We start from the raw sequence: 12,469 nt of genomic DNA on the forward strand, positions 1-12,469 counted from the left end.
TTTCTGAGACCTCATAGATGGCGTCGTCCACCACAGTGATGATAATGGCGGGGGCTACCATACTACCTGCAGGTATAGTGACTGTGTCACCGTTGCTGATGAAGTCTTGTATTTGAGCAGTGGTCGATAAGGTAACAGCCATCCCTGTGCCATTGGTATAGCTGATGGAAGCAATATCGGTAGCATCAATACTACTTATATCGCTAAGATTGATGGTAACATTAGTGTCAAAGTTGCTAAGGTTGTCTTGTGTGACACTGAACGCTAAGGTATTGTCTAAACCTTCAATTGCTTGTCCATCAGTCGCAGCAATACTAACGGTAGGTTTGTCACCTACTTGCAATGTACCGTCTATGCCATCTTCATCTAATATAACACCAATATCACTGTTCGTGCCAATAATGGCGTTGACAGGATTTGATATGCTCATTTCAAGCATCTCTGATATCTCGAATATATCGTCGTCAGTTGGAGTTACCGCAATGCTTGGCATATCCTCAGCTGCTGTGCCTGCAGGGATGCTGACACTAACCCCTGCGATAGCCTCAGCAACCGTAATGGTTTGAATACTACCATCGGTGTTGGTCAAAGCAATGGTGTCAATGTCATCGGCATCCACATCTTGCAAGTCAAGTGTGAGTATCACGCTAGTAGCTGTGTCACTGAGACCTACTTGGTCGATAGTAAAGACAATATCGCCTGCTGCTCCTTCAGTGGCTTGTGCTGTACTAGCATTAATATTGAGGATGGGCCTGTCATTGTTTTCAAAGATAGTACCCGTACCACTTATGCCATCAATAGTTAGGGTTGTTGTTTCATCACTTTCAGCAATGCTGTCTGCGGTTGTCGGATAGCTAACCGTAAAGTCAGTAACTCCAGCAGGTATTGTGATGGTGCCGGTAACAGGATCATAGCTTACGCCATCACTAAAAACTGGTGTATTGGTAAAGTCCATACCCTCTATAGCGCTATCTCCTGATAAGGCAAAGGTATAGATGACATCCGCTTGGGTCGGATTACTTAAACTGATACTATGAATCAGATCACCACCTTCGATGGCACTAGTGTTACCGACACTTAGTATTGGTTTATCACCCTCAAGATCACTGCCATCACCTGGGTTATTACTGTTACTTGATTGATCAAAGATAGTACCGCTATCACTAGCGGTTCCAATAGTGGCATTCATAGGGTTGCTAATTTCAAGTACAATACTTTCTGACTGCTCATAAACTGCGTCATCCACCACAGTGAATGTAATAACTGGTGCAGTTATACTACCTACTGGAATGTTGACCTGCACACCTTCATCGAGAAATGCCTGAATATCTGCTATATTATCCAGAAATACAACTGTACCATTAAGGTCGGTATAATTAATTGAGGCAATATCCACCGCTTCTATTGTACTATTCGCTAACTTGACATCTACCGTCGTAGGAAATTCGCTCAGATTGTTTTGAGATACTTCAAATACTAAACCATTACTAACACCTTCAATCGCTTCTGATTTGATCGCTGTGATATCAACAACTGGTTTGTCACCGCCCAATATAGGATTATTAGGGTCTATAGGTGTACTGCCATCAGTAGTACCATCATCATAGATAGTCGTATTCACAGTCACATTATCAGTACCAATAGTCGCTGTTCCTGATGTGACTGCAGCTACCGTAACAGTAAAATCCTCTGGACCTTCAAACACATTATCATCATTGATCGGTACAGCGATATCCACTGAATTTTGACCTGCTGGGATCGTGACATCTTGAGTCACAGGCGTTGTATAATCAGCTGAACCTTCAGTACTGCCATCACTAATAACAATGGTAACGACCGTATCTTCTGTACTTGGATTACTTAAACTGACTGTATAAATCGCCTCATTTGCACTGCCATCAACAGCGGTTTCACTCAAATTTCTAGTGCCACTAATACTTACAGTTGGTGTGTCGTTACCTACTGACGGATCAGTAGCATCCACTAGCGTACTGCCATCAGTAGTACCATCATCATAGATAGTCGTTGTAACGCTATTATTATCTAAACCAACCGTCGCTATACCAGATATGACCTCAGTTATCGTAACTGTGAAATCCTCTGGTCCTTCAAACACATTGTCATCATTGATCGGCACAGTGATATCCACTGAAGTTTGACCTGCTGGGATAGTGACATATTGAGTCACGGGTGCTGTATAGTCCTCACTACCTTCAGTGCTACCGTCACCAATCGTAATTGTGATTACAGTGTCTTCATTACTTGGCTTGCTAAGATTAATCGTATAATTTGCTTCGCTCATGCTGCCATCAGCAGTCGTTTCATTCAAGCTTTCAGTGCCTGCAATACTGACTATTAGTGGATAGTTTGCTGTGATAACTGCTTGATTTGACTGCAAGCCATTGATATCAGATACTACATAGCTAACTGGGGTAGGATCTGCGGTGAATCCTGATTCTGGTGTAAAGCTAACTTCACCTGTCGTAGGGTCAACGTCCCAAGTACCTTCGCCTGCCACTGTTACTGTGGTAACTTCATCACTGCTAACAGGGTCGATTAATCCAACGGTTGTTGGATCTAAGTCGTTTTCAGCATCACTGTCATTGGCTACAACGTCAATGGTAACGGGTTGACCAGTTTCACCTAATGCTGTGTCGTCTTCAGCAACGGGTGCATTTTGTGGATAATCAATGGTTATGGTTGCTTGATTCGACTGCAAGCCATTGATATCAGATACTACATAGCTAACTGGCGTTGGATCAGCGGTAAATCCTGTTTCTGGAGTAAAGCTAACCTCACCTGTTGTAGCATCAACTGCCCAAGCACCTTCTCCATCTACCGCGAAACTTGTTACTGCATCACCTGTGATAGGGTCGATTAATTTGACCGTTTTTGGATCTAAGTCGTTTTCAGCATCACTATCATTTGCCACAACGTCGATGATGACGGGCTGTGAAGACTCACCTAATACGGTGTCATTTTCAGCAATAGGTGCATTGTCATTATCATTGTCGTCATCACTATTACGACCAGCTATTAGACCGACTAGCCCAATACCAGCAGCGGCAGGTATCCACCATGGCAGAATAGCGGCAGCGATATACTCTTCACCACCCAAGGCCTGACCTTCTACATCACCGACTTCTAATTGAGTCACATAATCGTAAGTCTCACCTGTGTCAGGAATATAATAGTAGTATTCACCATCTTCGGCGACGCCAAGTAAAGCACTATCTGTATGATCGTAAAAACCTTCTATAATTAGGTCGCTTTCTACTCCTGCCTCTTCAAATGAAACATATAAGTCGTTTTTTAGGCGCTTAGTGATAATATGGTTTGGTGCGTGATTGATAGCGGTATCAAAAAACTCATAGTTCACTTTGTCAGTGGCAGTAATAACAGTCGGTATGCCATCTTTAGTAATTACTTGTACTTGACTGATAGTTTGAGTAGCGTCGTTAATTTTAACAATAATAGTATTCATTTTCTGACCTTCAATTTTAAATAGTTTGGCTAGGACATGTCATCAATTAAACTAGGCCACGCAAGAAACCAGATAAATCGTACTGAGAAAATGACTGGCTAACTTATCATAGCAAGTGGCAATCGCACGGTATCGCTTCATTTTGGCAAATAATTCTTCTACCAGATGCCGTGCTTTATAAAATAATTTATCAAAATATCTTGGCTGTATTCAGTGACACTTGTAAGGTATAATTGCCTTACCTTGTAATGCTTTAATGGATTCAATGACACGGGCATCAGCATCGTAAGCTTTATCAGCCAGCCAAGTTTGGCTAATACTGACATTGAGCAATTTATCTGAGCCACATAGGTCATGAGCTGCATCACCTGTTAGATAACAGTGGGTAGAATGACCTCACGCATCTGTACGAATAGGTATGTTAGCCGTCAGTCCACCTTTACTATGACCGATGGCTTGAACTTTTTTCCAGTAATGTGCTAATAGTCTCTAACAATTATGGCATCTAACACGGCATATTCATCATTTGGTTGTTCAGACAGCTGTTTAAAAACATGTTCCCATATACCTTCTTACACTATACCTATTTTATAGATAACTGACTATATCATTTAATATACTCACTCACCGCACAAATACATATGTGAATTAATATCATATTATTGTAAACATTGGGGGTGATTGGACATCCGAAGATGTTGCTACAGTGAGTTCAATAGAATTTGAATACTAGAAAGCCGAGTGGCATCATTACAAAAACTAGGCTAAGCGAGACTGATAACATCTCCAATTTATAGAATGTTGATTATGAAAGTGCTCTGAAAGGCCGATCTTATCCTTATCTCCACCTTAAAAATGGTGATAAAAAGACAGCTCGGATAGTATTGAGTGTGGATTCGCTTAACATTGATTATGAGAGGTATGATGTTAGTTGTATTAAATTGGAGAGAAATATTAGGGCGTATTTGATATTCACATAGGTAACGGGACTATTTTTTAGACATCAAGATTTAAATAACAACCTCTATCAATGCAATAATCAAAAGATCAAACACGCCCTAATATCAATAAAAAACACTTTAGACACAGCTGACTTCAACGGTTTGACAAAGCGCCCCGATATTATATTCTGTAAATACATCATACAAACTGACTACATCGCCCATAATCAGCAAGGCAGGTGTTGGCAGATGTGCAGTAGCTTGCTTATCAGCAATATCTTTTAATGTACCGATAAGTACCTGTTGGGTCGGCATACTGGCGTGACTGATAATAGCAAAAGGCGTATTACTGTCTCGTCCTGCGGCCATCAGTCCCTTTGTCATCTCTGGTAAACGGTGCAAGCCCATATAAAATACGACGGTTTGGCTCGCATCTAGCATCTCGCTATAATCGTCATTAGGAGCACCTTGTTTTTTGCAAGCGGTAACAAATTTAACCGATTGAGCGCAGTCACGATGCGTCAGTGGGATACCGGCACGGCTAGCAGCAGCACTGGCAGCAGTAATACCTGGAATAGATTCAAAATAAATACCATGGCGTACGACCTCTTGTAGCTCTTCACCACCGCGACCAAAGATAAAAGGGTCCCCACCTTTTAATCTAACCACGGTTTTTCCCGCTAGCGCGTGCATTACCAGTAGTTCATTAATATTCTCTTGCGGTAGTGCATGATTGGCACGGCGTTTACCAACAAATACTTTTTCGGCAGTGTTCACACACATATCTAAAACATCTTCAGAAACCAAACTATCATACAACACCACATCAGCCCGCTGCATCACTCGCCATGCTTTTAACGTCAATAATTCAGGGTCACCTGACCCTGCACCAATCAAATGTACCGTACCTGTTGTCCTCGGTATTGGAACAGACTCCACACAACCCTGCCCCATCAATTGATAACTTGCGTGTGTAGAAATAATATCAGGTAAATCAGGCATGATTGGGCTCCAAATAACAGCATAAATACAGCACGTAAACAAATAAAGCTATATGACTGGGTAAATTGTGAAATCCTACTGCATATCACTCTTAACTATTCAGTAACACCAAGCAACCTTTCTGATTAAAATGACAAGTCAAATCGTTGGTCGTTGGTTATATGTTATCAGCTGCAATCAACATGCCAGCTCGTGCTTCATTTCTTATTTAAGGGCTATTTATGCAGGCACTTTTAGCGCGTACGTGGCAATGAGAGCATTGATTTGACCCACACAAGAGCCACAATTAGTACCTGCGCGGCATTGTTTGCCGACGGCGACTGCGCTATGACATCCTTGCTTAGTAATGGCGTTGATAATCGTATTTTCACCAACCGACATGCAAGAGCACACCAACGCACCTGGATCGACATAACCACTGGCAGGACGACCTGCAAGTAGCCATTTATAACGCTGCTTAATTGGAATATGGTTAGCGTCTGAGAAGCAACTATCGAGCCAGCGAGCGCTTGGTAGTTGCTTTGAGTTTGGAGAAAAATATATCGCAAGTAGTAACTGCTCACTTGGCTCCGTAGGACTTAATCCCTCAGTACCTATAGCATAGCGAGTATTGTTATTGGCAGACTCTTGTTTTTGTAACACCGACTGAGTCACGATTAACCGTAGTTGGTTCTGTTGGCTATTAACAGTAAATGCAGTATGAATCGTATTTTTTTGTTGCTGCGACAGCTGGGTATTTAACGGTAACGGTGGTTGCGACTTTGAGCAAGATAAAGGCTGTAATGGTGATAAAGATTTAGCAAACTGCTGCCAAAATTCTGGATTGGCTAATATGCGACTAACCTCAATATTTGGACTGGCCACATTGATTAGCACGCTATCAATTTGATGACTCAGACTCCATGTTAACGCAGGCAATGACTCAGATAAACTTGTCGTTACTTGGGCTGCTGTATTTGTTACTAACGGTTCATCTACGCTATCGCTTGGCACCATACTCGCCATAATATTACGCAGCTGCACTATAACAGCGTCTTGCCAGTCTGGATGCACCAAAATCCTGCCGAACGAACACATAGGGACAGAAGTAATACTGATGGCCGAGTTTTTTAACTCCGGTTGACCTGAATGTGGGTCGACCACAGTAGGAATCAGCGTGCCCATTCGCGCATCACTAGCAAAAGCATTGCTCCAATGCATCGGCATAAAAGCATCACCTATGCGCATGGTATCGCTAATCATTACTTGCGCCAGTACTTGGCTAGACGTTGATGCATCGACCTCAGCCATTGTTAATGGCTCAATTATATTCGAGTCAGTCGCATGACTATCCGTAGTGCTATCTTGATACTGACGATGTACTTGTACAAAATCATCAGGCTGAAGACCCAGTGTTTGGGCATCATTTGGGTGTATTGTCAGCATGGGTGTGGATTGATGTTGGTTTAACTGCGGTGCTAATCCAGTGCGTGTCATGGTATGCCACTGATCACGTAGCCTACCTGTAATCAAGCGCAAACGAACCATTGGCTGCTGCTGGCCACTGTCATAATTTTTTTTATTTGAATGGCCCAAAGGGTTTAGGCGGCGTCGATACGCATTAGGCACACTGGCCTTGGCAGATGGCGTAATAGCCACCAGTTTCGCCATAGTACAAGCCGTATTAATCATTGAGATACGCGGCGCGCCCCACTGAAAAGGCGGCATAGCGTCATATGCTGCGTCACTCAATGAAACAGGGCTAGCAGTAGGTTTAGTATCGGCATCAAAGGATAAGGATTGAGCGGTCTCATTATATTCCTCTATACATGCCTCTGCAGTCACTTGGTTAGACGACATACTGAGCAACGATAAGTCACGAGAAAGGTTTAGGTAGCGGGGTTGATTGTTGATGGAAGCGGCTTGGTTATGTGCGTTACCATAGTCAGTGAGCGCCACGTGCTCATTAAATATCTCACTTGGGTGTTGATACTCAAAGCCCGCCATCCCCATACGTTTGGCAACCTGAGACAATATCCACCAATCAGGTTTTGCGACTCCTACCGCAGGCATTAGCGCACGCTGACGTGAAATACGCCGTTCAGAATTGGTGACAGTGCCCGATTTTTCGCCCCACCCTTGAGCTGGCAATACAATATCTGCACAATGTACAGTATCACTATCTACTGAGCAATCAGACACGATAACCAAGTCGCACTCAGCCAATGCCTGACGAAACCTATCAGCTTCTGGCAAACTAACCACAGGGTTCGTTGCCATAATCCAAATGGCTTTGATACGTCCATCTAATATCGCATCAGCAGCATCACAGGCTTTGATGCCGACATCTGGTGAGATAGCTTGCGGCGCTTCCCAAAAGTTGGCCACCAATTGACGATGAACCGCATTGTCTAAGTCTAAATGTGCCGCTAATAGATTGGCTAACGCACCCACTTCTCTACCGCCCATCGCATTGGGCTGTCCGGTGAGTGAAAACGGACTGGCGCCCAATTTTCCCACGCGCCCTGTGAATAAATGCGTATTGATAATGGCATTGACTTTATCTGTACCACTGCTCGATTGATTGACACCCATACTAAAAGCAGTGACCGTTTTATCATGAGCAGCCACCAACTCATAGAACTGGCGAATACTATCTACAGGTACTTGGCACGCTTCAGCTACTCTGGCTATCGTCCATCCTTGGGCAGCTTGTAACGCCTCTTGCAGTCCGATACTTTGGCGAGCATAGCCATCATCTTGGTAACCTTGCTGTGCAAGGTAATGCAGCAAGCCATTATATAAATGCGTGTCCGTGCCCGCTGCAATGGGCACGTGCAAATCGGCAAACTCACAAGAATCGGTGCGGCGCGGGTCAATAACAATCAACTTTTTGTTGGGGTCTGTTTTTTTGGCGTCCAAAAATCGGCCAAAAAGAATGGGGTGACACCATGCCATGTTAGATCCAACCAAAACCAACAGCTCACAGGACTCTAAATCTTCGTAATTTCCAGGCACGAGGTCAGCACCAAACGCTCGCTTATAACCAGCAACGGCCGATGACATACACAACCGAGAATTAGAGTCGATATTATTGTTACCAATAAAACCTTTGATAAATTTATTGGCCACGTAGTAGTCTTCGGTCAGTAACTGACCCGAGACATAAAACATGATGCTGTCACGTCCGTGTTTAGCGATGGTGTCGTTAAAACGGTCAGCGATATCATCTAATACCGTCTCCCAATCCGCATTTTTACGCAATGCTGTTAACGCTGTCTTTTCTACATGCTGGCGATCAGCAGGGTGCCTTGATTGTGCCGATGGCCTTGGCTGACGATGTTGCATCGCCACTGGTTTGTTTTGATAATAAGGCTGGGTCAGGCGACGTTTGGTACCCAGCGTTTGTGCCAATGCGCTACCTTTTGAGCACAATTTACCAAAGTTAGCAGGGTGATCAGGATCCCCTTTCACACTTATCTCACCGGATGACGCCACACTAGCCAACACGCCGCAGCCAACACCGCAATAAGGACAAGTGGTACGAATAGTTTTGGCAACAGTAGATTTATAAAGCTCTGTGTTCATCAGCGGTATTTGATCACCACTAGATTTTTGGTTCGTGTCATTTTTATGCAAGACAGTATCACTCATAATGCACCCTCCACTAATTCAGGCACAATATTTTTGCTCTCGTCGCTTGTGCTCTCGCAAGTTTTGGCATTAGCGCTGCTGTCATTGTTTACGTCATCGACCAAATCAAAACCATTCAACTCATCCATGTTATTAAGCGTGTTTAAATCATCTAAATCACAGTACGCCGCTCCAAAAATCAGTGTCTCTTTAATGAGGGTGATATCCGTCTGATCGCTAATCAATTGACTATAAAAACTGCCATCATCGACATCGCCATATAGCACCGCACCCACCAGCTTATTAGATTTCAAATACAGACAGTGATAATGATTTAACACTGGTTGACGATACACCAGCGTTTCGATCATATTTGCCTCATCCTCATTAAAGGCGATCTGTCCTGCTGAAAATGCGGCCACACCTGACACCTTCAGTTTTAGTGACAGTGGTTTACTGACAAAAGGCTGCCAGTGCGCGCGCAAATCTAATGTACTGGTTTTTGTTTCGTTTAGGTGTTCGTGTTTTAGCACGCTTACCAATGTATCGACCTGTTGATTAACGGGTGCTACCATGCCAAACAGCTCACCGGCAAGCTCGACACACTCCCCTATGGCATACACATTTGCACAGCTAGTATGCATAAACTCATTAACAATAATACCTCGGTTCACATCAAGTCCGCTGTTTTTGGCAAGGGTGATATTGGGCATGACACCCACCGCCATCACTATAAAGTCGGCAGCTAAAGTACGCCCGTCTTTTAACAGTAATCCGCTCACCTCTCCTGCCTGATTGATTACAATAGACTCGGAGTTAGCAGACACAACCAATCCGACATGACGGCGACTCAACTCGGCTTGTAACAGCTCTGCGGCAGGCAAATCCAGCTGGCGGTTTAATACATAATCATCGACATGTACTACTGTCATTTTTGCGCCTTGATTGGCCAATGCACAAGCTGCTTCTAGCCCGAGTACACCACCACCAATGACCAAGCCAGTTTTGCCTTGTTTGGCATAGCCCGTCAACGCGATGACATCTGCCACATCTCGAAACACATGTACGCCAGGTGCTGTGTGGTTGGGAAATGGAATCACGCGAGCGGTCGAACCTGTCGCGATGACCGCTTTAGCATAAGGCAGCATTTGCCCATTGCTCAACTCAATACGCTGCTGAGTGGTATCCATCGTGTTTACTGTCACCCCTGCTAGCACCGTAATACCCAGCGCCTCGTAAGCCGACTGTTCATATAAATAAGTATCGTCAAAGGTGCTATCACCTGCTAACACGGGCGACAACATAATACGGTTGTAACCGACTTGCGGTTCTTTACTAATTAAAGTGATAGGCACAGAGTTATGATGGTATTTGGGGTCTATCCCTAAAGATGAGGTTGCCTTTGAGCTCAAGGTTGATGACTCTGAGTTCAAAGTTGGTGATAATGTGGAGCGTGCACGCGCCAGCTCGATCGCAAAACGACTGCCTGCCATGCCTGCACCAATAATAACAATGCCCGCGTTTTTATGCGTCGTGGTTACCATGTCATCATGGACGGCAGTATTGATCTTATTAGCAGCGTGCGACATAAACTGGAAGTCCCTTAGCCGCGTGATGCAGCATTGAATAAAAGATAATACCTCTTACAAATAATGCTTCTTATAAATAAACCATTAGCAATAAAATAATGACAAATTGAATGCAGCAAATGCCGTGCCATACCAATAAAGGGTTGCGCTTAATCAGCGGTTCAGGATCGCGACTGTGCGCTCTATTATCGGGGTTAAAATCTTGCAAAAACTCACCAATAGCTTGATAGCGAGCATTGGTATTAGAATGTAGCGCACGCATGAGTGCTTGTTGGCTGGCAGGGTTTACGTTTTGCTGCCTCAGTGGTAGTGTCGGCATGACTAGCGTTTGGTTTGGCGTCATTAAAGTTTGGGCGCTAAATGGCAACTCTCCTGTCAGTAATTCGTAGCCAATAACTGCAATCGAAAACAAATCAGAATGCACGCCTTTTGGTGCATCGGTGTAATATTCTGGTGCAGCATAATGCAAGTCGCCATTAGGAGGTCTGGTGCTATCCTTTAAAATGGAAGAACTCGCAGAGCCAAAATCGATCAGCTTGACCGCTCCTGATTTGGACAATAAAATATTTTCGGGTTTGATGTCCTGATGCAATAGATAGTTCCGATGCATCACTCGAACCGCCATCCCAATCTTGGTTAGTAGATCAAAAGTCTGCCAAACATCACAAGGTGCATGGCGATTCATAAAATCGCGTAAACTTTCTCCAGAAATATACTCTGTAAGATGATATAAATACGTGCTACTGGCAGGCACAGGATAATAGCGTAATAACCCGGATTCATTGAGTCCAGAACCCATATTATGAGCACCATTATCGAGTGTATGGCTCATGGGTAGTCGATTTGGGTCAGCCTGATTATAAGCAGAGTCACCTGCACGGCGATGCTTTGATAAGCTCAAACCAATTTTACGTTCTTTTAAAAAATCGCGCAGATAATACCCATCAGCAATAGTATCTAAACTGGGTGACTTTAAAACAAAATCACGATGATCTTCATCTTGCACCCAATACACATGGCTACGAGCTGTACGAGCAATAATACGAACGACGGTAAAACCATCAATATGATCGCCTACCTCTAAATCTGTGGGTAGTCTATAGCGGCTGATATCATTAACATGCTCAGAATCATTCGCAGTTTGACCGCTATCGATTAAGCCTGCCTTGTTTAGCATGCTGTTCATGCTTAACATAATCATACTGAGATTGTCATGACTGCCTTCGGCAAACGCTTGCTCACAGACCATTTGGCTAACAGTTAACCCCATTGGTGGCTGACCAATACTGGCCATTGCCTGAAACACACTGGTAGCACTGCCGCAAAGCTCAAACTGTAATTCAGTAGCATCAATGTACTCATAAACCCCATCTGTCATCAATGCTAAGCATTCGTTTTGATGCAGTGTAAATACCGACTGCTGTAACTCAACCTGACTGTCAGCACCGATAGCGGCAGAAAGTGCGCCTTTGTCCTGCCCTCGATGTACGCGGTGGTCTTCGCTCAGTACCGTCACACAATCCACCCCAACACGGTAAATACGAGAGTCACCAGTATGGAACAAATGAATTCTGTCTCCTATGCACAACAATCCTGACAGAGTAGATAGCATGGGAGGTACGCGCTGGTAAGCTTGTGGAAAATACAAGATATCATTGGCTTTGTTGACCGCTACTTTAATGAGACTCGCGACTTGATTTTCATCAAACAATAAGGGTTGCGGCGCAGGCTGTGATTGCATTAGTGCGCTTAACCCTAAGGTCACTTTATGAGCGATGGTATTCACTACCAATCGACTGGCTTGTTTGGGAAACTGGCAAGCACTCACACCATCTGCCATG

Annotated in this window: 6 protein-coding genes; all 6 read right to left on the reverse strand. The window is 44.0% G+C overall.

Going from position 1 to position 12,469, the window contains the following annotated elements:
• Positions 1-3,484, reverse strand: a 3,484-nt coding sequence (locus ACT3QP_RS12690; protein WP_444525752.1) for a Calx-beta domain-containing protein, incomplete at its 3' end; no start/stop codon positions are given.
• A 51-nt stretch (positions 3,485-3,535) separates the two neighbouring features.
• Positions 3,536-3,694, reverse strand: a complete 159-nt coding sequence (locus ACT3QP_RS12695) for a transposase (RefSeq protein ID WP_444525755.1) — start codon at positions 3,692-3,694, stop codon at positions 3,536-3,538.
• A gap of 869 nt (positions 3,695-4,563) precedes the next feature.
• Positions 4,564-5,379: a uroporphyrinogen-III C-methyltransferase gene (gene cobA / locus ACT3QP_RS12700; protein ID WP_444525756.1), complete on the reverse strand. Its 816-nt coding sequence runs from the start codon at positions 5,377-5,379 to the stop codon at positions 4,564-4,566.
• 267 nt (positions 5,380-5,646) lie between these two features.
• The gene (locus ACT3QP_RS12705; protein WP_444525757.1) at positions 5,647-8,994 is read right to left on the reverse strand and encodes a molybdopterin-dependent oxidoreductase; all 3,348 of its coding nucleotides are present in this window, start codon (positions 8,992-8,994) and stop codon (positions 5,647-5,649) included.
• Positions 8,995-9,056: 62 nt separating this feature from the next.
• Complete coding sequence (locus ACT3QP_RS12710; RefSeq protein WP_444525753.1) at positions 9,057-10,628, reverse strand: NAD(P)/FAD-dependent oxidoreductase; 1,572 nt, start codon at positions 10,626-10,628, stop codon at positions 9,057-9,059.
• A gap of 70 nt (positions 10,629-10,698) precedes the next feature.
• Positions 10,699-12,469: protein kinase domain-containing protein (locus ACT3QP_RS12715; protein ID WP_444525754.1), on the reverse strand; the 1,771-nt coding region annotated here is incomplete at its 5' end.

This window comes from Psychrobacter sp. AOP7-B1-24 (genome assembly GCF_052376215.1).
Taxonomy (GTDB): Bacteria; Pseudomonadota; Gammaproteobacteria; order Pseudomonadales; family Moraxellaceae; genus Psychrobacter.